This window comes from Clostridium aestuarii, from assembly GCF_026735135.1.
GTDB classification, from domain to species: domain Bacteria; phylum Bacillota; class Clostridia; order Clostridiales; family Clostridiaceae; genus Clostridium_H; species Clostridium_H aestuarii.
This window is the reverse complement of sequence record NZ_JAPQER010000002.1, coordinates 45,750-70,771: the sequence shown is the minus strand read 5'-3', so window position 1 is coordinate 70,771 and position 25,022 is coordinate 45,750. Positions and strand designations below refer to the sequence as shown.

26 protein-coding genes and 1 riboswitch are annotated in these 25,022 nt (G+C 29.0%); of the genes, 2 read left to right on the top strand and 24 right to left on the bottom strand.

The features are described 5' to 3' along the window. Positions 1-140: 140 nt before the first annotated feature. The 18 genes from OW763_RS04485 to hflX form a co-directional block, all read right to left on the bottom strand. Entirely contained in the window at positions 141-1,037 is an 897-nt protein-coding gene (locus OW763_RS04485) for an MBL fold metallo-hydrolase (RefSeq protein WP_268039889.1), read from the bottom strand. Positions 1,038-1,203: 166 nt separating this feature from the next. Beyond that, positions 1,204-1,485: an ATP-binding protein gene (locus OW763_RS04480; protein ID WP_268039888.1), complete on the bottom strand. Its 282-nt coding sequence runs from the start codon at positions 1,483-1,485 to the stop codon at positions 1,204-1,206. 55 nt (positions 1,486-1,540) lie between these two features. Beyond that, positions 1,541-2,554, bottom strand: coding sequence for an ABC transporter substrate-binding protein (locus OW763_RS04475; protein ID WP_268039887.1), 1,014 nt, complete (start codon positions 2,552-2,554; stop codon positions 1,541-1,543). Then, a complete protein-coding gene (locus tag OW763_RS04470) occupies positions 2,551-3,294 on the bottom strand; it encodes an ABC transporter permease (protein WP_268039886.1) in 744 nt (247 codons plus the stop codon). The genes OW763_RS04475 and OW763_RS04470 overlap by 4 nt, the downstream gene beginning before the upstream one ends. Next, positions 3,291-4,043: an ABC transporter ATP-binding protein gene (locus tag OW763_RS04465; protein WP_268039885.1), complete on the bottom strand. Its 753-nt coding sequence runs from the start codon at positions 4,041-4,043 to the stop codon at positions 3,291-3,293. The genes OW763_RS04470 and OW763_RS04465 overlap by 4 nt, the downstream gene beginning before the upstream one ends. A 6-nt stretch (positions 4,044-4,049) precedes the next feature. Then, positions 4,050-4,709 (bottom strand): thiaminase II, encoded by a 660-nt coding sequence (gene tenA / locus OW763_RS04460; protein ID WP_268039884.1) that lies wholly within the window; start codon positions 4,707-4,709, stop codon positions 4,050-4,052. 78 nt (positions 4,710-4,787) lie between these two features. Continuing rightward, a riboswitch (TPP riboswitch) is annotated at positions 4,788-4,895 on the bottom strand. 119 nt (positions 4,896-5,014) lie between these two features. After that, positions 5,015-5,122, bottom strand: a complete 108-nt coding sequence (locus tag OW763_RS04455; protein WP_268039883.1) for a MetS family NSS transporter small subunit — start codon at positions 5,120-5,122, stop codon at positions 5,015-5,017. A gap of 1 nt (position 5,123) precedes the next feature. Beyond that, positions 5,124-6,626, bottom strand: a complete 1,503-nt coding sequence (locus OW763_RS04450) for a sodium-dependent transporter (RefSeq protein WP_268039882.1) — start codon at positions 6,624-6,626, stop codon at positions 5,124-5,126. Positions 6,627-6,990: 364 nt separating this feature from the next. Continuing rightward, complete coding sequence (locus OW763_RS04445; RefSeq protein WP_418921793.1) at positions 6,991-8,619, bottom strand: vanadium-dependent haloperoxidase; 1,629 nt, start codon at positions 8,617-8,619, stop codon at positions 6,991-6,993. 350 nt (positions 8,620-8,969) lie between these two features. After that, positions 8,970-9,710 (bottom strand): YebC/PmpR family DNA-binding transcriptional regulator, encoded by a 741-nt coding sequence (locus OW763_RS04440; RefSeq protein WP_268039880.1) that lies wholly within the window; start codon positions 9,708-9,710, stop codon positions 8,970-8,972. Positions 9,711-9,978: 268 nt separating this feature from the next. Beyond that, positions 9,979-10,626, bottom strand: a complete 648-nt coding sequence (locus OW763_RS04435; RefSeq protein WP_268039879.1) for a YigZ family protein — start codon at positions 10,624-10,626, stop codon at positions 9,979-9,981. A 1-nt stretch (position 10,627) separates the two neighbouring features. Beyond that, positions 10,628-11,302 (bottom strand): HEAT repeat domain-containing protein, encoded by a 675-nt coding sequence (locus OW763_RS04430; RefSeq protein ID WP_268039878.1) that lies wholly within the window; start codon positions 11,300-11,302, stop codon positions 10,628-10,630. A 16-nt stretch (positions 11,303-11,318) separates the two neighbouring features. Next, positions 11,319-12,722 (bottom strand): MocR-like pyridoxine biosynthesis transcription factor PdxR, encoded by a 1,404-nt coding sequence (gene pdxR / locus OW763_RS04425; protein WP_268039877.1) that lies wholly within the window; start codon positions 12,720-12,722, stop codon positions 11,319-11,321. Between the two features lie 106 nt (positions 12,723-12,828). After that, on the bottom strand, positions 12,829-13,725 hold the full coding sequence (locus OW763_RS04420) for a nucleotidyltransferase domain-containing protein (protein ID WP_268039876.1): 897 nt from the start codon (positions 13,723-13,725) through the stop codon (positions 12,829-12,831). Positions 13,726-13,802: 77 nt separating this feature from the next. Next, entirely contained in the window at positions 13,803-14,024 is a 222-nt protein-coding gene (locus tag OW763_RS04415; RefSeq protein ID WP_268039875.1) for a hypothetical protein, read from the bottom strand. Between the two features lie 132 nt (positions 14,025-14,156). Next, complete coding sequence (locus OW763_RS04410; protein WP_268039874.1) at positions 14,157-14,693, bottom strand: hypothetical protein; 537 nt, start codon at positions 14,691-14,693, stop codon at positions 14,157-14,159. A 72-nt stretch (positions 14,694-14,765) separates the two neighbouring features. Continuing rightward, on the bottom strand, positions 14,766-16,043 hold the full coding sequence (locus OW763_RS04405) for an amidohydrolase (RefSeq protein WP_336296882.1): 1,278 nt from the start codon (positions 16,041-16,043) through the stop codon (positions 14,766-14,768). Between the two features lie 31 nt (positions 16,044-16,074). After that, entirely contained in the window at positions 16,075-17,862 is a 1,788-nt protein-coding gene (gene hflX / locus OW763_RS04400) for a GTPase HflX (protein WP_268039872.1), read from the bottom strand. Between the two features lie 137 nt (positions 17,863-17,999). On the opposite strand from hflX, the gene hpt reads away from it, so the two are divergent. Beyond that, complete coding sequence (gene hpt, locus OW763_RS04395; protein ID WP_268039871.1) at positions 18,000-18,527, top strand: hypoxanthine phosphoribosyltransferase; 528 nt, start codon at positions 18,000-18,002, stop codon at positions 18,525-18,527. A gap of 147 nt (positions 18,528-18,674) precedes the next feature. Beyond that, positions 18,675-21,329 (top strand): transglycosylase domain-containing protein, encoded by a 2,655-nt coding sequence (locus OW763_RS04390; protein ID WP_268039870.1) that lies wholly within the window; start codon positions 18,675-18,677, stop codon positions 21,327-21,329. A gap of 36 nt (positions 21,330-21,365) precedes the next feature. Here OW763_RS04390 and spoVAE read toward each other — a convergent pair whose 3' ends face one another. The 6 genes from spoVAE to spoIIAA form a co-directional block, all read right to left on the bottom strand. After that, positions 21,366-21,728 (bottom strand): stage V sporulation protein AE, encoded by a 363-nt coding sequence (gene spoVAE / locus OW763_RS04385; RefSeq protein ID WP_268039869.1) that lies wholly within the window; start codon positions 21,726-21,728, stop codon positions 21,366-21,368. Between the two features lies 1 nt (position 21,729). Next, complete coding sequence (gene spoVAD / locus OW763_RS04380) at positions 21,730-22,746, bottom strand: stage V sporulation protein AD (protein WP_268039868.1); 1,017 nt, start codon at positions 22,744-22,746, stop codon at positions 21,730-21,732. 24 nt (positions 22,747-22,770) lie between these two features. Further along, positions 22,771-23,226, bottom strand: coding sequence for a stage V sporulation protein AC (gene spoVAC, locus OW763_RS04375; RefSeq protein ID WP_268039867.1), 456 nt, complete (start codon positions 23,224-23,226; stop codon positions 22,771-22,773). Positions 23,227-23,329: 103 nt separating this feature from the next. Beyond that, positions 23,330-24,082, bottom strand: coding sequence for an RNA polymerase sporulation sigma factor SigF (sigF, locus tag OW763_RS04370; RefSeq protein ID WP_268039866.1), 753 nt, complete (start codon positions 24,080-24,082; stop codon positions 23,330-23,332). 58 nt (positions 24,083-24,140) lie between these two features. Continuing rightward, complete coding sequence (gene spoIIAB / locus OW763_RS04365; protein WP_268039865.1) at positions 24,141-24,569, bottom strand: anti-sigma F factor; 429 nt, start codon at positions 24,567-24,569, stop codon at positions 24,141-24,143. A 14-nt stretch (positions 24,570-24,583) separates the two neighbouring features. Next, positions 24,584-24,919, bottom strand: coding sequence for an anti-sigma F factor antagonist (gene spoIIAA / locus OW763_RS04360; RefSeq protein ID WP_268039864.1), 336 nt, complete (start codon positions 24,917-24,919; stop codon positions 24,584-24,586). Between the last annotated feature and the right edge of the window lie 103 nt (positions 24,920-25,022).

The window sequence follows — 25,022 nt, the reverse complement described above, 5'->3', positions numbered from 1 at the left end:
TAACCCTTGTTCAATAACAATTTTCCTATAAACGAATAAAAATTCTCAAGCTTCAAAATTCTTAAGAAATTTTATTCGTTTATTCTTCTTTATAAGCAAACTTTACTTTCTTTTACATTACTACCATACTTTTTTAATTGCTAAACATTTTTTATGTATTTAAGAAATCCATCTTGTAAAATCAACTCAATCATTCCAGTTTCATTCAAATATTGAATATAAGGCCTTAATATTCTCTCTATTGCTTCATATTTATATATGTTTTTTACACTAATATTCCAATTTTTAATAACACTCTTCATAATATCTTCTATTGTCATAGCACCATCTATCAGATTGTATATTTTTGTCGCTCTATTTTTATAAAACTCTATATTATCAGCTATAAGTTTTGTAATATCATTATACAGTCCTTTATGTGCTACTATATATTTACTGCACTTTAATTCATAAAGCTTTTTTTTGCTTTTTAAGTCCTCTTTAAGTATAAAAGCATAAGGCATTTTTGCTCCTTCCATAACTTCATAGCTTATAAGCGCATCTCCTACATATGCAACATCATCAGGAGTAATAATACATATATGAGCTGGACTATGTCCGGGAGTATGAAGAATTTTAAATTTAATACCGTGCACATATATACTGTCTTGATTATCAGCAATAATAATATCTGTTTCGCAAACCATATGTCCAAAATGCTTTGTTACATATGATAATGTCTGATTCCTATAATAAAGTTTAAGATTTACCATTGAACTACAAATAAAAGCCTCATAGGCTGGCATCACAATAATGCAATTATATTTATTCTTAAAATGTGTATTGTTTCCTATATGGTCTATATGTGCATGACTGCATACTATACCAACTACTTTAAAACTATTTTTTTCTAAAAATTCATCAATTTTTTCTCGCTCTCCTTGTGCCCATCCTGAATCCAACATAATAATTTCTTCATCATTAATTTTATAAAAAGGTATATATGTCATTCCAGTATCAATACAAAATGTATTTCCCTTTACTTTTTTTATTTTCATATACTTCCTCCATTTTTTCTCCTTTGTATTTTGTCAATCTACCGCTAATATATATAAATAGACACTATTTTTTATACCATTTACTAAATATTATATAATTTAAATATATAATTTAAATATATCATTTATCAATCATAATAACAAAATCAAATTATATGATAAATAACTAAAAATAATATTGACCCTTTATTTGTTTTGATATTGCCAGAGCAGTTAACTCACTGCTAACTTCTGCAATAAATGATTCCATATCCACTTTCTTTAAAGAAAATGATAATCCTGATTCTGTTTTTGAAATTCTGTTAAGCAATATGACATAGTGTTCAATTTGATTTGAATTTTTCAAGATGAACTTTATATAACTTTGCTGTTCATCATCAAGACATGTGTCTCCTATCATAAATTTATTTTTAAACATAATAAAACCTAGATATAAGTTTTTTAACATCCGATATCTAGGTCTCATTTCAAAAATCTTTAACTATTTTTAATTGTGAAAATTGCTAATCCAAAAGGTTTACGTAGCAATCTTCTGCTTTAGGTTTTTCCTTTATAAGCCCTCTTTCATACAACCAATTTATATTATCTTCCCAAACTTTCTTTTCTTGCTTTAAAAATGGTTTGTCTTTCATTTCCATTTTAGGAAGCAATACATCCATGCTTTGTTTTTCTACTTCTTCTATAAGAGGGAAACTATCCTTTTGTTGATTTGCTAATAATATATTTAATGCTTCATCTGGATTTTCTTTCATAAAATCAAATCCTTTTTTACAAGCTTTCATAAACAACTTTAAAGTTTCAGGTTTTTCCTTTAAAGTTGTTTCACTTGTAACAAAAGCTTCTTCATAATAGTTAGGTACTCCATATTGAGCTGGATCAAAATAATTTACTTCATGTCCTTGATGAATTAAAACAGGCACTTCATGATTTATAAGTCCACCAGTAGTTGCATCAACTTTTTTTGTAGTCATTGATGATAATAATTCAAATCCTACATCTATTATTTTTACTGAATTTGGATCTCCACCATCTGCCTCTACCATAGTCTTAACGTATTCTACATTTAAAGGATTTCCTGAGAATCCAATAGTTTTACCTGATAATTCTTTTGGAGTGTTTATATTTTTATCTTTTAAAGAAATAACAACATTCAATGGTGTTTTAGTTATAGAACCAATACATTTTACTGGAACCTTTTGATTAACTCTTGCCATTACTATATCAGGTTGATAATACATTCCTATATCAGCCTTTCCTGCTGCTGGTAGTGACATTGGGTCTGTTGGATTAGCAGGAAATTTAATATTAACCTTCAATCCTTCTTCTTTAAAATATCCTTTTTCCATCGCTACATATATAAAACTATGTATCGCATTTGGATACCAATCAAGAACTACATCTACATCCTCTAATTTATTTGAAGCTTCTGCTTCTGTATTAGCTTGTTTATTAGAGCAGCCTGCAGCTAAAAAACATACTATTACTAATAACACTGGTAAAAATTTAAATTTTCTCATACTTCATTCCTCCATTTAACTATTTTATTTTCTAAAACATTGATTATAAAAACAAATATTATTGCAGCAAAAGATAAAATTACTATTGGAGCAAAAACAGCTGCACCATCTAACTGAGTCATCATTCTCTTACTAAAATATCCAAGACCAGATTGAGCTCCAAGCCACTCACTAATAGCAGCACCTATTACACTAAGAGGCACAGATATTTTTAATGCAGAGAAAAAATATGGCAAAGCAGAAGGAATTTTTAATTTAATAAATATATCCTTTTTACTGGCTCCATAAGTAATTAACAATTCTTCCATCTCTCTCCTAGTAGAGCGAAGCCCATCATACACATTTACAGTTATAGGGAAAAACGTAATAAGTATAGTTACTATGATTTTACTCCAAATTGTATACCCAAACCAAAGCACAAATATTGGAGCTATAGCAGTAATTGGTACAGTTTGAGTTACTACTACAATAGGATATATTGCCTTTTGAATTTTTTCACTTAAATTCATGATTACAGCCAAAGAAACCCCCAAACCTACTGACACTAAAAGACCTATAAAGGTAACTAATAATGTAGCTGGAAGATGAACTAAAAATAAAGGCTCTTTTAATATCCAAATTTTCTCTAAAATCTTGCTTGGAGAAGGTAATATGTACATAGCATTTATATATCTTGCAATAACTTCCCATATTCCAAAAAACACAATACTCACAATTATTGATGATTTATACTTTCTCATAATTCAATCCTCTGTTTCAATTCATTTACAAGCTCTTCTTTTATGTTTAATATTTCAGTTTTATTTAACATATGTCTATTTCTTGGATAACCAATTGGAACTGTCACTTCTTTTAATTTAGTTATCGGTTTTTCAGAAACAACAAATATTCTATTAGATAAAAACAAAGCTTCTTCCACATCGTGCGTTATAAATACTATGGTTTTTTTCAAAGTGGACCACTGAGTTAATAGCCACTCCTGCATAGAAATTTTAGTTATTGCATCTAATGCACTAAAAGGCTCATCTAAAAGCATAAGCTCTGATCCAGTAAGCAATGTTCTAATAAAAGAAACTCTTTGTTTCATACCACCAGATAAATCCTTTGGATATTTGTCTTTGTATTTATCAAGGCCAAAAACATCTAGATACTCTTCTGCTTTCTTTTTGGCTTCCTTTGATGTTTTACCACCTACTTCCATTGGCAAAGAAGCATTCTGAGAAATAGTTCTCCAAGGTATTAGCAAATCTTTTTGAGGCATATAGCCTATATACCCTTTCAATTTATTAATGTTACTTCCATTAACAAAGACATCTCCACCAAAAGCTTTTTCAAGGCTGCAAATCAATCTAAATATAGTGCTTTTTCCACAACCACTTGGACCTATTATACTTACAAATTCACCCTTATTAACATGAAAATTCAAATCTTCTATAAGAGGTTTTAAATCATTGTCATATTTAAAATCAACATTACAAAATTTTAGCATAAAAAATTACATCCCCTTGTTATAAGCCATATCCCAAAACATATATTCATACTTACTAGTATTTATAAATATTTCTGTTAATTTTTTTATTTCCTTTTCAGATATACCATTAGTAAGCTCGTCCACTAAGTCTAAAACCCATTGAGTCGATTTCTCATATTCTTTGGAAATATAACCTTTTATCCACTCTCCATAGAATTCATGTTCTGTAGAACCTGGTATTTTGCTTAAATATTTTCCAATTTCTAAATAGCTCCACATACAAGATAGTAATGAAACTGAAAGTTCTGCTAAAGTACCAGTTTGAGAAACAGCAAGCATATAATGAGTATAGGATATATTAGCAAGTGAAATTTCAGTATTTTCAATTTCTTCTTGAGTAATTCCAAGCCTTTTCATATAAGAACGATGGATTTTCATTTCACCATTTAATGTATCACTAACCATATTAGAAAATCCTTGCATTTTTTCTTCTGTATCAGCTTTAACTACACCTAAAGCATAAACCTTAGCATAATCTAGTAGGTAAAGATAATCTTGAATCATATAGTATTTAAATTTATCCACTTCTAAAGTACCATCACCTATTCCTTTTACAAAAGGATGCTCATAATAAGAATTCCAAATTTCTTTTACATTTTCATATAAACATTGTGAAAATTTCATTTAAGTCCTCCTAAATTTCATGTTTTGCTACAAAATAACAAAAAGTACAAACCCCAAAGAGGTTTGTACCTATATTTTTAAATATATAACGCCTCTCCCTCCGCTGGTATTAACCAGTTCAGGTATAGGGTCTAAGAATCTCGTTCTTACTCTCAGCTAGCACAACCAGCCCCCCTGGGATTATTTTAATAATTTCATATTTTAACTTTTTTCTTATTGATTCGATTTATTTCTGCAAATTAATATTACTACAATATAATGATATCGTCAACATAAAATGGATATACTACATTATATTATAAAAACTATTTTGAAGCTCTCTCATTTTTAATTGCAATTGCTAGAGTACATAATAGTCCTCCCCAAAGTACTACTGCCCCTATAATAAAAAATACCATTGCACTTTTCGTCATTTTAACCTACCTCCTCTTCTTCGCATTTAATCTCTTGTTTCCATGGTTTTTTACTAATTATTATGGCTCCTATAATACCTATTAATATTATGCTCCATCCATATGCCAATAAACTTGATAATTTATATCCACCATATGGTTTACTTATTTCTGTAATAATACTCTTCCCTAACATATAAGTTAAAATTGTTGGAGTGATATACTTAATAATTACCTCCCACCACTTTCCTATTTTATAATAAGAAATTGAATTTGTATGATTACGAATTGTTTTTGCCTTAATTATCCATCCTACTAAAATAGCTTCTAATAACCCTACAACTACTATTCCATAATTGTTTATAAAATTATCCATAATATCTAGTAGATAAAGTCCTGCTCTAGTTGCAAATACTGTGCTTATACAAACTCCAACTAAAGACATACCAGACACTACTTTTTTACGTTCCCAACCTGTTTTATCAATTATAGATGAAGATATAGCTTCAACTAACGATACTGCTGATGTTAATCCCGCAAATACTAAACAAGAAAAGAATAGCACCGCTAAAACATTTCCCCAGGCTCCCATAACTGAAAATACTTTTGGGAACGCTATAAATGCAAGTCCAATACCGCCTGATACAACTTTATCAATACTTACCCCCTGACTATTTGCCATAAATCCAAGTATAGCAAATACTCCAATAGCAGATAAGAATTCAAATCCACAGTTTGCAAAAGCAGTCATAAATGCACTATTGTTTATATCTGTTTTTTTAGGCAAATAACTTGCATAAGTCATCATTATTCCTGTTGCTATACTTAATGAGAAAAACACTTGTCCATAAGCTGCAATCCAAACTTTAGGATCTTTTACTTTTGTCCAATCTGGTGTAAATAATTTGTTTAATCCTACTGATGCACCTTCTAAAGTTACACCTCTTATAACTATAATTATCATAATTACTAATAAAGTTGGTAGTAATATCTTACTTAATTTTTCAATACCACCTTTTATTCCTTTGTAACATATCATCCAGTTAACAGCCCAAACTAAAATTATACCTATTAATATTGGAACTACTATACCTCCAAACTCAAAAGGAGATGATGATAATTTTAAGAAATCTTTATAAAAATATTTATTAGGATCAGCTCCCCATCCTTTTGTAAAACTTAATGTTAGATACTTTATGGCCCAACTTAAAATCATTGAATAATAACATAAAATTATACTTGAACTAATTATTGGCCACCATCCAAGCCATTCCCACTTTTTATTTGCTCTTGCGATTGCAAGAGGTGTTGACCCTCTAAATTTATGTCCCATTCCATATTCAAGAATTAATAAAGGTATTCCAGCTGTAAATATTGCACAGAAATATGGTATTAAAAAAGCTCCTCCACCATTTGAATACACTACATAAGGAAATCTCCATATGTTCCCTAATCCTACGGCTGAACCAATAGCTGCAAGTATAAAGCCTACCTTAGTTCCCCATTGTTCTCTAGATTTTTTCATTTTTACCCCTCCTAAAATTTATCTAAATTAAAAGTATTATTATTTATAAAATAAAAAAGTCCCTTAGTTTACGCTAAAGGACTTTTTTACCTAGGATATAACAAAAAGTCCCTTAGTTTACCTATGAGACTTAATTTATTCCAACACAAATATCAGCCACCATAGATACAATGCACCTTTTTCGGCGATTGTATCTATGGTAGTATTTACCTATCTATATATACAATCGCTAGTTTAAGTTAGCTAATAAGAGTTCATTATTTAATTTTGAAATTAGTGTATTTATTCTATAATTCATAATATTTCTCCTGTTTGATAATTTTTCATAATGATATCATGTATTTTTTTTAGTGTCAAGTATTTTTTAAACTCTAATTGTATTTCCATCAAATTTTGTAAAACAGAATCCCTTAAAATCTTCATTGTAAGTTTTCTTAAAATCATGAAGAATACCAATGGCAACAGCTTCCCCTATTTTTAATCCTTCTATTCCATCTGAACGCCAGTGAACACCTGCAGTATCACGACCGAGAGAAAGATTAGAACCAAGTTTGTTTAGTTCACCACCTATAGTTAAAGGTTTACCTGAATAAGGAATTAATGATAACCCATCAGCACTAGCTACAACTGAATTAGGTATAATAAAATCTTCATTAAAGAAGGCTTTCAGCATGGTAACACCTGCTCCAGCAATACAAGCATGCCCAGCTGGATATGATGTATGAGTAGGCGAACCTTCTGGATACGCCATAGGCAATAAGTATGTTCCATACTTATTAAACACTTTAGAAATAGCCTTACATTTTAACAATTCTGAATTAATAGGATAACTAGCATCTCCTATTAATTTATTATGAACACGTCCTCCAAATTCCTCTGGGCGTAATCGACGATGAACTAAAAATTTTTGGAACCAAGCAGATTCTAGTGCTATCCTTGCTGATTTCCCAATTAAATCTAAAATATAAGCTGCTCCAAAAGTGATAAAACCAGTTTGTGTTTTTGAACATAAATAAGGATTTTCTGAACATAGTGCTTTTTCTCCAAAACTTAACAAAATCAAACAAGCATTTAAAATAGTTTGATAAGTAAAGTCTCCATGAACCCATTCTCCTAAATCTCTACCATTACGAATATAACGAGGTTTAGGATCGAATACACCTGAGCTACTAGGAAGAACACCATTTTCAATATTTAACCATTCATTATATGAAGTCATATAGTCCTTTCCAGCTACTGTAGTACGATATTGCTGCACAAGAGTTTTAGAACCAAACGGAACATTTTGACACAAAAACTGAGAAATATAAGGCCCAACTAAATCCCCTAACGTATTTCCCCGAAATAACGTTTCTGTAGTAACCATTCCATTATGTTTTGGTCCACGGTAATCTGAAAATTTCGACATGTCATAAGCAGCTTCATCAGTAAGTGAATTTGTATTATACTCTATAAAAGGTACATCGCGTGTCAATGCTCTCCAATAATCCTCAGCCATCTCACTAGCCATCCATGCACTACTAAAGTTAGGTGGTACAGGCATAGTTAAGTGATGAGAATTAGGTCCTTCCAAATCAAATGCATACGCCCCCTGAGGATTAGCAAATTTTCTAACACCGCCCAAAGGTATATTTTCAAACATTTCAGGATTACCCGTTGTTAAAGCCTTAAGCCATATATTGTAGGCACTCATATTTACCTCACCTAATTCATTATGGGGCAACGCTTTAGAATAATTTGCAATTTTATTGGGGTATAATCCTGAATCTCCATTACAAGGATGACCTGGCATAGGAAGATCCTTTTGAAAACCAGCTGCATCTGTACGAATATTATATGCTTTTTCACTGCACTGAATAGGTGTTAATGGTCCAATGTCACAAGATTTGTTTAATTTAAGATTTTCATCTGATTTTTCTTTCTTACTTGTATTATTTTCACAAGTTTCATTTTTTTCTATTTTATTGTTTTGAACATTTCTACTTCTTACTATATTATTATCCTTTTCTGTACTTGCTACCTTTGATTCAATAAATTTGTTCAACACTTTTTGCCTCCTTATAAAATCTATATAATATAAGATATGTACTTATGCTATTAAAAAGTTACATCCTTATGTAACAATATTTATTAATTTTAAAATGTAATACAAACTACATATATTTAATTTTAGATAAAATAAAAACACTTCTAAATGTAGTAATTTTTATACATACATTTAGAAGTGTCTCATATCATCATAGAATGATTAAAAAACATATATCTTTATACTTTTTAACTGCTAATTATTGTAGAACACTAACATTTCTTAACCTTCAAACTCATCAGGGAATTCAACATTTCTTAACCTTCAAACTCATCAGGGAATTCAACATTTGTATAGACATCTTGAACATCATCATCATCTTCAAGCATATCTATAAGTTTTTGAGTTTTTGGAGCTGTTTCCATATCAACAGATGTCATCATATCTGGTATCATAGTAATATCTGCTTCTACAAACTCATATCCTGCTTTTTCAAGTTCTTCACGAACTGATGAAAATTCTATTGGGTCTGTTATAATTTCAAATACCTCTTCTTCTACATTGAAATCTTCTGCCCCAGCATCTAATGCTACCATCATTAACTCATCTTCATCTGTTTTTTCTGTTCTTTCTATTACTATTTGACCTTTTCTTTGAAACATATAGGATACACATCCACTTGCACCTAAATTACCACCATATTTATCAAATTTATATCTTACACTTGCAGCACTTCTATTTCTGTTATCTGTAAGTGTTTTTACCATTACTGCAACTCCGCCAGGTGCATATCCTTCATAAACTATTTCTTCATAGCTTATCCCTTCAAGCTCGCCCGCACCTTTTTTAATTGCTCTTTCAACTGTATCTCCCGGCATATTTGCTGCCTTTGCTTTTGCTATAACATCTCTTAATTTAGCATTTATATCTGGACTAGAACCACCATCTCTAGCGGCTAACATAAGTTCTCTACCTATTTTTGTGAATATTTTACCTCTTTTAGCATCGTTTTTACCTTTTTTAACTTGTATATTATGCCATTTTGAATGTCCTGACATAAGAACTCCCCCTAACTTTATATGTTTTATTTAAAACCATGCAATATATTTACAACTTTCGCAGAATAAAAATACATTTAAACACAAACAAACAATACAGTTCAAAATAAAACAGTTTATATGAATATATTATTTGTTTTATTTTTACTTTTCAACTACAAAAATTGATCAATTTATAGACAATCGATTAACATTATAGCACATATAGTATTCTAAATTCAAATTTCACACTAACGTTAACACTAATACTAGCACTACCCATTAGCTATTAATTGTCTTCATACAATCTAGTTTCAAGCTTAAAATAATAATCTTTATTTTCTTCATCAAATTCACATTTTCCCGCCGTAACTTCCATAATTTTCGCTTTTATCTTCTCAACAATATCTGCTTCGGCTAAAATAAGCAATTTTACCTTATCAGTGTATTCTATATCTTCTATGTACCATGAATTTTGTCCACAAATATATTGAACCTTACCAATCAAATCATAATCAATAGTAATATTTAAATGTAATCCTTCTACTTTTTCTACTATACCAGCTTTATCTATTGATATAACTGCACCTTTAGAATAAGCTCTTGTTAATCCTCCTGTTCCTAAAAGGATTCCACCAAAATATCTAGTAACAACTACTACAACATCTGTAATACCTTTTCTTTTTATAACTTCTAGCATAGGAACTCCTGCTGTTCCTTGAGGTTCTCCATCATCAGTATATCGTTGTATTCCCATGTTTTTTCCAATTGCATATGCATACACATTATGTCTTGCTTCTTTATGTTTATTTTTTATTTCATTAATAAACGCTCTTGCTTCCTCTTCACTATATACTCTCTTAACATGTCCTATAAAAGTAGACTTTCTTTCTACAAACTGATCACTTGCTTCATTCTTAACTGTAAAATATCCCACTTTAAGTCACTCCCATTTTGTATAAGTTTAAATCTGTTAAATACTTTTCTGCAGCTTCTTTTAAGTATTTTTTTTGTGCACTCTTCTTTATATATTGTATTTTATCTATAGATTTAACACTTTTTATTTTATATAAAGCTTTTATTGCATACATTACAACTTGAGGATTATCATCATCTAGTGCTCTAATTAATGCAACTTCACATTTTTCATTTTCAAGCTTTCCCATAGCTGATACTGACATCCGTCTAATATTTACAAATTTGTGTACAGAAGCTTTTATCAAAATATCTAAACCTTCTATTTCTCTCAATTCTCCTAAAATCCAAACGCCTAATTCCTTATCTTTAGGGTACATATCCGCATAATTTTGTCTTATAAATTTTATAATCCTTATTTTGTTTTCTTTATCTAATGAGTTTAATACTGTAATCTTGTCCTGCTTTCCTGCTTCTGATAATGTTTTAAAAAATTCCTTAGTATTTTGGCTTTTAGCTAAGAATCTATATTTAATTTTACCTTGAATAATATGATTCTGTACTTCACTTCTATCCAGTCCTCTTATTTTACATATAGTATTGATACCTTTACCTTCTACAAATAGAAAGTATGTTATCTCTTCATCAGTATATTTATCTACATTATTCCAGTTAAATTCTACAAGCCCTTTTTTCATTTATCAATTCATCCTTTTATTTCAGAATTTCATCAATTACTTCTACTCCCTTTTTAATTTCTTTTACACCTGTTTGAGAAAAACCTATTCTAAAATATTTTTCTCCTTCTATATTGTTTTTGTAAAAAAGCACTCCCGGAGTTATAATTATTTTTTCTTTTTTACATCTATTAAAAAGTTCTACACAATTCATATTTATTTCATCTCGTATTTTAATATAAAAATTCAGTCCGCCTCCTGGGCTATTAAATATAATCTTATCTTTTAGCACATTATTAAGAATTTCTTCCATATATTCATACCTTATCTTATATGAGTTGTTTAACTTCTTTATATGTTTCTTCCAATATCCTTCTCTAATATATAAATCTAATGCTCTCTGCATTAAACTTGAAGTTGTTCTATCAGTATTTATTTTTGAATTCTGAACCGCTTCACTAAATTTTAGAGGTGGTATAACATATCCCATTCTTATACCTGGTAGAAATATCTTTGAAAAACTTTTTATATATATTACTCTATCATTAATATCCAAACTTTTAAAGCTTTGGTATTTAATATCATTATCATAAATAAGTTCAGATAAATAATCATCCTCAATTATATAAAAATCATATTCCTCAGCAAGATTCAATATTTCTCTCTTTTTTTCTATGCTATAAGTATATCCAGTTGGATTCTGAAAATAACTCATAACATAAAAACATTTTATTTTATTTTTTTTAAGTATTTTTTTAAAAAAAGACATATCAACTCCATCTTTAAACATATCTATTTCAAAAATATTTGCTCTTCTCCACTTGAAGACATTTAGTGCACCACTATAAGTTGGCTTTTCTACAACAATATTATCATTAACATTAATTATTGCCTTAGATACTATGTCTATTCCTTGCTGTGCTCCTGATACTATAATTATATCTTCACTATCCAATTCTTTTTTCCAGAAATAGATATTAATGCTTTCTCTTAATCCTTCATATCCTAAAGCATTTTGATATGTAAAAGCATCTGCTCCATCCCTATCCAACACATTATTTAATGCCTCTTTAAAAGTTTTAACAGGAAAAAACTCACTGCAAGTTGTCTCACCTGTAAAATCTATATAATCTTTCAAAGAACCACCACTTAATTTTTTATATATACTAGAGTATTCTTTCAAAAAATTTCTATTTTCTACTTTTCCTTTAGCATAAGTTCCACTCCCTATTTTTTGTAATGCATATCCTTCAGTTTCAAGACGCTTATACGCATTGACAACGGTAACTGTATTCACCCCTAATAAATTTGATAATCCTCTAATTGAAGGTAATTTATCACCTTCTTTTATTACTTTAGAATTTATTAATTTTTTAATGTGTCTTGATATTTGAATATACTTTGGAAACTCACCTTTGAAATTAAACTTATATTTTTTCATTTTAATCACCTTTTTACCAAAGTTTTTATCATTAATTATATGATTTCCTCAATTATAATAAACTTGGCATACATTCAGTTCTTTTAGAAATACATGCCAAATTTATTTAAATAAAATATACTTTTTCTTTAAATAATGTATTATTGAACCCGTCTTTATACTCTCGACTTCCTCTTTTTATAATTCCTCTATTCCATAGTTCATTTAGAATATTTTCAAAATCCACCTTATAATTTTTAAAAAGTTCATCTTTTTTTATATTTTCTGAACTTAACAGGCAATTTTTTTCTCTCATATATCTTAATAAAAGGCTTGTATATTTTTTTAAATCTTTTTCAATATTATATTGAAAAAATTCTATCATATCATTTATAGTTTGCACCTTATTATCCATGTTAAAAAACAACTTATCAACAAGTTCTTTAAATTCATCGTTTAAATTCATAGCCATAGTCATAACATCTTTACTTATCATATGTCCAGATGCATTAACATATAGTTTGGAAAATTCTTGAACGCATTTAACTGCTGAATTATATGACATATATATATTATCATTAGTCAAATATTTTTTACAAATGCTCATATTTTTCAGTACCTTTCCCAAATAAACCATATTCCATTTTTCTCTATCTATATCTGGATAATACCTTCCTGTATTGTACCTTACTGTTACTTCCTCATCTTTCGAAAAAACTAACCTAGACGATACAAATATTCTATGAATGAATCCTCCAATTAAAGAATCTTCATGAAGATGCATTAATTTTTCCTTGTTCATAAGTTTAATATGAACAGGTACCCCTTGATCTTCAGTATAAATATTCTTTATTTCTTGAATATTATCTTTTGATATAACAAATAAATCAATATCAGATTCTTCCCACAAATCACCTGTAATAACACTTCCAAATACCATAACAGCTAAAACAGACTCATTGTTTTTTAATCTATCTATAAGCAAATTAAATGCATTCTGATATTTTTGAATAGTTTTTACCATGTTATAACCCCCTTTTAATATATTTTATTATAATAATCTTTCCATTTAAGTACAACTTAAATATTTTTAATTAATTATTAAATTATTATTTTTTTTATATTTACATTTTCTATAGATGAACATTTAGTGCATTTAAAAACATGAACACAATAATCTCCTTTATCATTTATTGGATCATCTGCACTATAATCATCAAAATACTCTTGTGTTCTTCCTTTATCCACCATATTCTCTCTGCATTTCTTACATATATGTTTAATTTCTCTTATTTCATTACAAACAGGACACACTTTTTCCATGTAAGCACCTCTTAACTAAATAATATATTAAATTTAGTATTTTCTTTTATATAAAAAATAAACTAAATAAAATAAATTTTTATAATAAAAAATTGTAATTAATACATCTTTATTGTTGTATTAATTACAATTTTATTTACACCTTCTATTTATTTTTTTTAAATCACATTCATATATCTTTAAGAATATATCAATTTCATCTTCAAGTACTTCAATTACACCTTCAAGTTGATCATTTATATCATATACTAATTCTATCATTTTTTTAATTTTAGAAACCTTACTCACAGGAATACTATTCAAATTTGATGCTCCAACAGATAATCTTTCTGATGATAAACCCAACACTTCTAGTATTCTTAATAAGGGTACAAGGTCATTTTCATAAAATGTTATTTTAGCAGGATTTAATCTTAGTTTAGTAAGTTCTCTTCTTATTATATTTATGTCTGCTAACTTTTCTGCTACACATTTAATATTATTATCACATACTTCATTTATGTTATCCCTTATGTCTTCCTCATCATTAATATCATTAAGTTTAGTTATCAATTCTTTTAAATACTCACTATTCAAATTGTTATTTTTATTGTCATTTTTATTATGTACGTTTGCATCTTTATTATCTATATTACATTTATCATCATTTTTTTTATTACTATTTTTCATATCCTCTCCTAATATTTAAATAATAAAAATGAAGTACTTATAACACGTCAAAACTTTTGCTTATACTATAAATTATATAGATTCTTTAAAAAATTTATTACTTTCATATAATATTCTTTCTTCATCAATATCAACAAATTCACCATTATCCATAACAATTTTCCCATTAATAATTACATATTCAACTTCACTTCCATTTGCTGAAAAAACAATATTTGAATATATATCATGACATGGTATTAAATTAGGTTTGTTTAAATTTATCATTATAATATCTGCAAAATATCCTTCTTTTAAAACGCCCAATTTTTCAAGACCTAATGCCTTAGCTCCATTTATTGTAGCTATCTTTAACATTTTTTCTGAACTTATTCTAGTTGCATCTTTGTAAAATAAATTTTGAAGCATTACTCCTGTTTCCATTTCTTCAAACATATTTAGATTGTTATTACTTGAAGTTCCATCTGTTCCTAAGCAAACATTAATATTTTCATCTAACATTTCGATTATTCTAGGAGTTCCACTAGCTAGCTTCATATTACTTTGAGGATTATAAATGACGCTTATATCTTTTTCCTTTATTATCTTAATATCCTTATTATTAAGATGAACACAATGAGCTGCTGTAACTTTATTATCAGCAATACCAGTTTTAACCATCAACTCTACAGGTGTCATATTATATTTTTGTTTAACAATATCTAATTCATCTGTAGTTTCTGATACATGTATATGTATATTTTCTTTGTATTGTTTAGCGGCTTGTGCAACTTCTCTTAATGCTTCAAAAGATAAACTATACGGAGAATGTGGTGCAAAACTTGTTGTCAATAATCCTCTGTTATTTTTCTTTTTTACTATTTCTTTTAAATCTATTGCATCACTTAATTGTTTTTCCCAATTCTGACCAATAATAGTTGTTCCTAACATTGCCCTCATATTAAAATTTTCCATACCCTTCATAACTTCAGGCATCATAAAATACATATCGTTTAATGTAGTTGTTCCACTTCTTAACATTTCTATACAAGCTATTCCAGTACCAATTTTTATATGTTTCTCTTCAAACTTTCTTTCCATTGGCCATATTTTTTCATTTAACCATTTCATCAAAGGAAGTCCTTCACCATATCCTCTTAGAAGTGTCATTGAAGCATGCGTATGACAGTTTATAAGACCCGGCATAGCACAATACCCTTCTCCATTTATTACTTTAATTCCTTTAACCTCTTCATTATATTCTCCAATGCCTACTTCTCTTATTTTTTCATCTTCAATGTATATATATCCTTTTTCTATATTTCCTTTTTCTTGATCCATTGTAACTATAAATGTATTTTTTATTAACATTTTCAAACTAATCATCCCTTTTGTTAATATTTTACATAATCATATATTGTTCACATCTATTAAATATTTCTTCATCAACCATAGCTAATATATATGTTCCATTGTCTTTATATTCTTCTTCAAGAACCTTTGCTCCTCTATGAAGTAATGCAACCTTCTCTTGATCATTATATGGAATTAAATATTCTATTTTTTTTAGTTTGTTAGGTAAACTTTTAGAAATTTCATCTAAAACTATGTCTAAATTAATTTGTTCTTTAGCAGAAATTTCTATGCATTTTAAATCTTTATATTTTTCTTTAAACTCACCTAATTCTTCTTCATTTACTTTATCAACTTTATTTAGTAAAAGAATTAAAGGTTTATCGCCTGCTCCTAATTCTTCTAAAACCTCATTTACAGCATCAATTTGTTCAAAAGCATTATTAGATGAAGCATCTACTACATGTAAAAGTAACTCTGAATTAACTACTTCCTCTAAAGTTGATTTAAAAGCTTCTACTAAGTCATGTGGAAGTTTGCGAACAAATCCTACAGTATCAGTTAATGTTACTAATCTATTATCAGATAAAACTATAGCTCTAGTTGTTACATCAAGAGTGGCAAATAACATATCTGCTTCAAACACCTTTTCTTTTTCAAATATATTTTTAGGTGCAGCTGATTCACATAAATTATTTCTTAAAGTTGACTTACCTGCATTTGTATAACCTACTAAAGAAACTTTAGGAATATTCTCTTTTGTTCTTTTTTCTCTTTGAATTTCTCTTATTCTTTTAATTTTTTTCAACTCTCGTGTAAGATCATAAATTCTTTCTTTTATATGTCTTTTATCTATTTCAAGCTTTTTCTCTCCAGGACCTCTTGTTCCTATACCAGCTCCTGTTCTGGATAAAACCGTTCCAAGTCCAGTTAACCTTGGAAGTCTATATTTAAGTTGTGCAAGTTCGACTTGTATTTTTGATTCTTTACTTCTTGCTCTTCTTGCAAATATTTCTAATATCAATATAGTTCTATCAATAACTTTAGTTCCTATAAATGTTTCTAAGTTTCTAATTTGAGATGCTGAAAGCTCATCATCAAAAATTATAATATTTGCATTATGTGCTTGCCTTAGCATACCAATTTCTTCTACTTTCCCCTGACCTATAAAAAAGGCACTATCTATTTTATTTCTTTTTTGTAATACTTTATCTACTACATTTACATTACATGCTTTAGCAAGTTCTTCTAATTCTTCTAAACTTTCTGTGCTTTCTATACCTACTAAAATAGCTTTTTCGGTATCATCTTCATAAACTTCATTAAGTTTAATATTATTTTCTATTTCATTAATAATATTAATTATATTAATTTTCTTCATATCTTCTATATCCATAGGTCCTGCTAATTCAGGAATTAAAATATTATCTTTAACTCCGCAAAAACCTATCGTTATTTCTTTACATTTCCCCTCTTCTACACCAACAGCTACCATACAGTCTAACTTCATTTTTAAAAGTGCAGACATATCTAAAGCTGACAGCATTGAATTCCCACTTGGATGAGTATGGATTATTCTAATACCAGATAATTTTTTATATTTTATATCTATAATAGGCATTTCTACAGTAGTGCTATCTCCAATTGCAATACTTGTTATTCTACCTTTTCTATCTACTGCAATACTTATTTCTTTATTTATTTCTTCAGTTATGGAACATATAGTTTGTATTAATTCTTCATCAAAAATATTATCTTTATCTACTTTATTGCTAAAAATATTTTCTAATTTATCTAGAACTGATTTTCTAACTCCGTCAATATTCCCTTGTATCATTTTTCTCCTCTTTTCTTCTTTTTTTATTATATTTTTACATAATTCATACGTATTATTCGTTATAATACTTGACAACTTTCATATAATTTTATACTATAAAAACGATATTGTAAATATCTATAGTTTGGAGGATTACAATGGAAAATAAAAAGAGAAACATTCTTATAAGCGAAGAACAAATACAAGAAAGAATAAAAGAATTAGGTGCTAAAATTTCATCTGATTATAAAGGTAAGAATCTTTACGTACTTTCATTACTTAGAGGAAGCTTTATATATACTGCTGACTTAGTTCGTCATATTACTGTTCCTACAAAAATAGGGTTTATGACAACTTCAAGCTACGGTAATGGTGAAACAACTTCTGGTAATGTTAAAGTTGTAAATGATATTCCAGATGATATTACTGATTATGATGTACTTATAGTAGATGATATAGTTGATACTGGAATAACTATGGAATTTGTACTTAATCATGTGAAATCTTTAGGTGCAAAAGATGTTAAAAGCTGTGTTCTACTAGATAAACCTGAAAGAAGAAAAGTTGATTTACAACCTGATTATTGTTGTTTTGAAATTCCAGATGTATTTGTAGTAGGGTATGGACTAAATTATGGAGATTACTACAGAAACATACCTTATGTATTCAATTGGGAAGAAAATTAATTATGAACATTTAAAAGTACTATGCTAAAAGCATAGTACTTTTATTTATAATAAAAATCATCAAATTTTAAAGATTAGTGTATAATTTAATTATATGTTATAATATTTTAAGTTAATAAAACATTATTCAACTAAGGAGGATTACATATGCCCGAGAATAAAAAGAGTAGAACTAATAAAAAGAAAAAGAAGAAAAAGTTCAAAGCTCTTAAACTTATATTATTAATTATTTTAATACTAGGGGTATTAGCTACTGTAGCTGCAGGTGGAATTGCACTAGCAATGATAAAAACTGCACCTGACTTAAACATTAACCAAATTGTCGCATATAATGAACCTTCTAAAATTTATGATGACAAAGGCAATTATATGGATACCATTATAACAGAAAAGAAGAGAAGTATAATAAAGTATGAAAATATGCCTAAAAATTTAATAAATGCTTTCATAAGTATAGAGGATGAGAGGTTTTTTGAACACAAAGGTATCGATCCTAAAAGAATTATTGGAGCATTTGTTATAGATGTTAAAAACATAGTAACTGGCAAAAAAAGTCTTCAAGGTGCATCAACTATTACTCAGCAGTTATTAAAAAACACTCTTTTCGATACTAATACTAAAAATTTAAATTCAAAATCCAAATTGGAAAAAAAAGTACGAAGAAAAGTTCAAGAAATCTATTTAGCTCCTAAACTTGAAAAGATGATTGGCAAGAAAGCTGTTATGGAAGCTTATTTAAATACAATTTATTTGGGTGGAAGAGCTATTGGCGTTGAAGCAGCTTCTCAACAATATTTTAATACCACCACTAAAAACTTAACTCTTCTTCAATGTGCGTTCTTAGCTGGACTACCAAAAAGTCCATCAGTATATTATCCATATTCTAGAACTTCAAGAAGAAATCCTGAAATATATAAAAATAGAACAAGAACAGTTTTGAAAAAAATGTTAGAAAATGGATGTATAACTACTCAACAACATAATGATGCTACTAAAGAACTAAATGTAAGAAGAGCATCTCTAACTGCAGACGAAACTATCGCCACTCTAGGTAAATCGATTATTGGAAAGCCCTCTGCAAGTGATGACAAATATAATTTTGAATGGTTTTCAAGACCTGTGGTAAATAGCGTTAGAAATGATTTAAAGGAGAAATATAATTATAGTGATAATGAAATTGATAATTTACTAGTTAATGGAAGCTTAAAAATTTATAGCACAATGGATAGAGATTTACAAATATCCACTCAAAAGATTTTAGATGATAATAGTAATCTTAGAGTATCTTCCAAAAAAAATGAAAAAGGATTAATAGAACCTCAGGCTTCTGCAGTTTTAGTTGATTACCATATTGGTCAAGTAAAAGTATTAGTTGGAGGACGTGGAGAACAACCAGCTATGTCTTATAATAGAGCTATTAATGCTACTATTCCATGTGGTTCTAGCATTAAACCTTTAACTGTATACGGTCCTGCCATAGACACTAAGATAGCCACTGCTGCTACTGTACTTGAAGATTCACCACTACCTGATGCAATGGGTAGAAAATATAACGGTGGAAAACCATGGGATCCTAAAAATTCACCTCCTGGATATGCTGGATATTTAAATTTAAGAAATGGCTTAAAGGCTTCAGTAAATATATTCGCTGTAAAATTAGAAGACAAAATTGGATTAGATATAGGAGCTAAATATGGTGAGAAATTTGGACTAACGTTAGATAATGTTGATAAAAATTCCATGTCAGCTTTAGCTCTTGGTGAACTACACCATGGTACCAATACCTATACTATGGCTAATGCTTATGGAGTTTTTGGTAATAATGGTTTATATACTGAACCAAGACTTTATACTAAAGTTGTAGATAATACAGGTAAAGTTTTATTAGAATCTAAAATAGAGACTAGAAAAGTTTTATCACCACAAGCTGCCTATATTATGTATGACTTGTTAAAAGAACCTATACAAGGTGGTACTGGATACCGTGCAAAACTCAGCTATAAGAGTAATGTACCAATTGGTGGTAAAACAGGTTCAACATCTAATTTAAGAAATCTTTGGTTTTGCGGTCTTACTCCATACTACTCTGGTTCTGTATGGATAGACAATAAAAATCATCAAAGAATTTACAGTAGTGATGCTGCCTATATCTTTGGTAAAATTATGAATGAAGCTGTAAAAGGTCTTGACGTTAAGGATATTACTCCACCATCTGGTATAACAAGTGCAGCAGTAGATAGAATTTCGGGACTTCTTCCTACTGCATTATCTTACAAAGATCCAAGAGGTAGCACTGTGTACACTGAATTATTTATTAAAGGAACTGTACCAGCTACTCTTGACAATATACATGTTGAAGGTAAAATAAATAAAAATAATAATAAATTAGCTACACCATCTACACCATCAGAATTAATTGAATCTAGAGTATTTATAAAAAGAGATTATATTCCTAGCGTTACACTAAGAGATCAACACTATGTATTACCAAAAGAATACGATGATACAGTACGTGAAACACCTTCTATTCCAGAAGATGAGAACAATAATACAGATAATGAAAACAATACCAGTACAGACCTTGAGAATACTAATACAGAGAATGAAAACAATACTAGTACAGACGATAAGGATAACGATAACTCCGATACTGAAGATGAAAATATAAATAGTGATAAAAATAATACTGAAACTGATGTTGAAGGTGGTACTTCTGAAGATGATACAACTAGTTCCAATAATAAGCCTAATTTAACTGAAAATAATGTTGAAGAAAATACTAATACTAATTTAAATAACTAAAAAATAAAAGGAAGTTTAAAAGCTTCCTTTTATTTTTTAGTTTCCTTTAGTCTTAGAATTAAATATTATTGCCATTATATATCCAAATACTATTGCTGCACTTACCCCTCCAGCTGTTCCTTTTATTCCTCCTGTAAAAACTCCTAAAAATCCTACCGAATCCACCTCTTTCATCACTGATTTTGCTAATGTATATCCAAATCCCGGTAAAGGCACACTAGCCCCTGCTTTTCCATATTTTATTACAATATCATATATATTTAATGCACCAAGTATTACTCCTGATGTAACAAATGTTACTAAAATCCTACCTGGTGTTAACTTAGTTTTGTCCATGAGAATTTGACCAATAACACATATACTTCCTCCAATTAAAAAAGCCATAATATAATCATTCATATTACTTCCCTCCAAATTCTATAGATACCGCATGGGCAATTCCTGGTATGCTTTCCCCTTGAAGAGACGTAGTAGTGCTCATTAAAGCTCCTGTTGAAACAAGTAAAGCCCTTTTTAAATTTCCTTTTAATATATTTTTATATATATATCCGCAAGCAACTACTGCTGAGCACCCACACCCACTTCCCCCACAATTAGTTTTCTGCTTTTCATTATCAAATATTTCATCTCCACAATCAATATAATTATTATACATATCATACCCATATTCTTTTAATAATTCCTGTGTTATCTTTTTGCCTAGACTGCCTAAATCTCCAGTAGCAATCAAATCATAATCTTTAGGAGTTCTATTAGTATCTTGGAAATGCTGTTTTATAGTATCCACTGCAGCTGGAGCCATTGCAGATCCCATATCATTAGTATCAGTTTCACCATAGTCTTTTATCTTTCCTACTGTAACATATGTAGTATATGGCAAATCCCCTTTTTTTCCTAAAAGCATAGCACCTGAACCCGTGACAGTCCACTGAGCTGTAGGTGTTCTTTGACTTCCCATTTCAAGAGGAACTCTAAACTGTCTTTCTGCTGAAGAAAAATGTGAAGACGTTGCTGCTATTACATGATCTGCAAAACCTCCATCCATAATCATAGATGCAATACTCAAAGATTCTGCCATAGTTGAACATGCTCCATATAGGCCTAAAAAAGGTATATCCATATCTCTTGCAGCAAAATTAGATGCAGAAAGTTGATTTAATAGATCTCCCGCTATTAAATAATGTATATCTTGTTCTTTCAGATTGGCTTTTTTTATAGTCTCTGTAACCGCTCTATATATCATACTGGTTTCAGCCTTTTCGTAACTTTTTTTACCATCTAAATCATCTTGCAAAATAATATCAAAATAATCTTTCAATGGTCCTTCACCCTCTTTAGGCCCTACCACACTAGTAGTTTTAATTATTCTTGGTTTACTGTCAAGTCTTACAGTCTGCTTTCCTATTCGTTTTGTCATAATAACACCCCACTTTTTTTAGCCTTATAAAGTTAAAAAGTAATATATAATTCCAACAATAACTGATGAACCTATTCCATATACCAAAACTGGACCCGCTATTGTAAACATTTTAGCCCCTATCCCAAATACCAAACCTTCTTTTTTAAATTCTATTGCTGGAGAAACTATAGAATTTGCAAATCCAGTTATTGGTACTACAGAACCTGCACCAGCAAAGTCACCTATTTTATCATAAATTCCAATTCCTGTGAGAAATGCTCCTATAAAAACCATTGTTATTGAAACATATGCAGCTGCTTGGTCTTTAGGAAAACCTAAATAAGTATATAAATTACTAAATACTTGCCCAATATCACATATAAATCCGCCTACTATAAACGCACGAATACTATCTCTAAGTAGCTTTGACTTTGGTCTTTCTTTTTTAGATATATCTTTAAACTTTTTTTTAATTTTTTCTTCTTTAATTTTTTTCATATTTATTAACCTTTCAACATATTTTTTGTAAAATTATTTCATAATTATTGTTTGCAATAATTTGATTTTTAAACATAAAAATAGGATACAATTAGTTTGTATCCTATCCACTCAATTTTTCTCTCATAACCTTTAAAACTTTTTTTTCAATTCTGGAAACTTGAACTTGACTAATTCCAAGCATTTTAGCAACTTCAACTTGAGTTATATCTTTAAAATATCTTAATACTATTATTTGCCTGGATCTCACATCTAATTTATTTAAAGCTTCTTTTAGTGCAATTTTATCAATTACTTGCTTATTTTCATCTTTGTTTTTACTAACCTTATCTATAAGAAAAATAGGTGCCCCATCATCTTGATGAATTGTATCATATAAATACTTAGGTTCAGCTACTGCTTCTGTTGAAAGTAAAATTTCTTCAACTGTGATACCAGAATATTCTGATAGCTCCTCAATAGATGGATTTCTGCTAAGTTTCTTAGTTAATTTTTCTTTATCATAATGCAATTTTTTAGCATTAGATTTTATACTCCTGCTTACTTTAATCAAACCATCATCACGTAAAAATCTTTTGATTTCTCCCATAATCATAGGTACGGCATAAGTAGAAAACTGAACATTATATTTTGCATCAAAGTTATTTATAGCTTTTACTAATCCCATACATCCAATTTGAAAAATATCATCATACTCATATCCTCTATTTAAAAACTTTTTACTTATTACTGCTACCAAAGGCATATTATTTTTAACAAGTTTATCCAATGCACTTTTATCTCCATTTTTGCACTTCTTTAGCAGTTCCAAATTTTCTTTATAGTTTGGACTTCTATTAGCTAATTCCCCACTCATAATATTCATAAACCATTTGTAAGGTTTTCCTCCTCCCCATAACATAAAATCATTAAAATTAATCTAATGATTTAAATCTTTTTTTCATTACTATCTTAGTTCCACTGTTCTTATTTGATTCTACCTCTAGTTCATCCATAAAAGTATCCATAACTGTAAATCCCATACCTGACCTCTCTAAATCAGGTCGTGAAGTATATAAAGGTTGCATAGCAAGGTCTACATTTTCTATTCCCATGCCATTATCTTCTACAATAACGGTAACCTCATCATTATATAGTTTAGCTTCAATAATCACTTTCCCATCTTTATTAGAATATCCATGAATAATTGAATTTGTAACGGCTTCAGAAACTGCTGTTTTAACATCTGTAATCTCCTCTATTGTAGGATCTAGTTGAGATATAAACGCAGCTACAGCTACTCTTGCAAAGCTTTCATTTTCTGATTTACTCAAGAATTCTATTTTCATTTTGTTATCACACATCATATATCCCCCCGCTAAATATTCTCTAATGCTTGTTCAACACTATCATATAAAGGAATAATTTTAAACATTCCTGATAATTCAAAAACTCTCTTAACTGCTCCATTAACCTTGGTAACAGATAATCTCCCGTGCCTTGAAGATAATTTTTTATATCTCCCTATCACTACTCCAATACCTGAACTATCCATAAACGTAACACCAGAAAAATCCATTATTAATTTATTACATCCTTCTCTTTCAACCCTATCATCAACTTTATTTCTTACTTCTTCTGCACTATGATGATCTAATTCTCCAATCATATATACTATTAACTTATCTCCTTTATTTTTAAAATTAAGTTTCATTTTATCCCTCCCATTTTATAAAATATCATTACTAATCTTATTCTATAATTTTGATTATTTTCCTTCTTTTTCTAATATTTTTTTAATATAACAGTAATATTAT